Source organism: Lonsdalea quercina subsp. quercina (assembly GCF_000688655.1).
Lineage (GTDB): Bacteria > Pseudomonadota > Gammaproteobacteria > Enterobacterales > Enterobacteriaceae > Lonsdalea > Lonsdalea quercina.
Genome location: NZ_JIBO01000029.1, coordinates 1 through 911 on the forward strand (window position 1 = coordinate 1; position 911 = coordinate 911).

2 protein-coding genes are annotated in these 911 nt (G+C 47.0%); both read right to left on the reverse strand.

Going from position 1 to position 911, the window contains the following annotated elements:
* On the reverse strand, window positions 1-332 hold a 332-nt coding region (locus tag RZ35_RS17570), incomplete at its 3' end, for a DUF2931 family protein (protein ID WP_200873759.1).
* Between the two features lie 63 nt (window positions 333-395).
* The coding region (locus RZ35_RS16815) for a DUF2931 family protein (RefSeq protein ID WP_026744344.1) at window positions 396-911 on the reverse strand (516 nt) is incomplete at its 5' end.

Genomic DNA, 911 nt, shown 5'->3' on the forward strand with positions numbered 1-911 from the left:
ATCCGATACCGTTTTCGATCATGAAAGGACACCATTTCTATCTCAGCCTTATCAGGAACAGGGACGCCGTCGGTAGGTAAACCGCCTCCCCCAGACCAATAATATTTTTTTTCTATGATGTCTTTATAAGGTGCGCCAGCGTTGCATCCCCCTCCGGGATAACTAAAAACCGTTTTCCCGTGGAGATAAAAAGTCGCTTTAGTCGTACAAAAGCTATCAATATTGCTGCCTGAACCATAACTCCAATTGGCCCTTATTGCCGCATTGCCTGTTGAACAGGCCATCAACGACAAGCTTAGGCCTAATAAGACGGAAAGATATCTCAACATCATGCCTTCTGGTTCCCGATTGAACGCCGCTGTTTATATCAGCCGCTGTGTTGTGACCTTATTTAATTATTGAACCGGATACTGATCGGTTTTCGGCTGCCTGGCGCGGTAGGCATCCATGATCGGCGCCCATTCCATGCCACGGGGGATGGGATGTTGCTTGAAGAGTTCGCCGTACTCTTTGTCAAAATCCTCAATGCCATATTGTTCTGCCACAGATACTTTTTTGTCGTACCAGTCATCGGTCACCTCTTTGGCGATGCCGCGTGCAAGCAGTAAGTCTGGTTTGACTCGTAACTTATCGCCTTTCAACAACACCTCATAATAGCCTCCGGGAGCCAGACCAAAGTAGAGCCAATTGCGTTGGTCAATTTTCCCTCTAACCTGATATTGCTGCTGCATCTGTTGTGGCAAATCAGCGGGTAAATCAACTTTGATCCGATACCGTTTTCGATCATGAAAGGACACCATTTCTATCTCAGCCTTATCAGGAACAGGGACGCCGTCGGTAGGTAAACCGCCTCCCCCAGACCAATAATATTTTTTTTCTATGATGTCTTTATAAGGTGCGCCAGCGTTGCA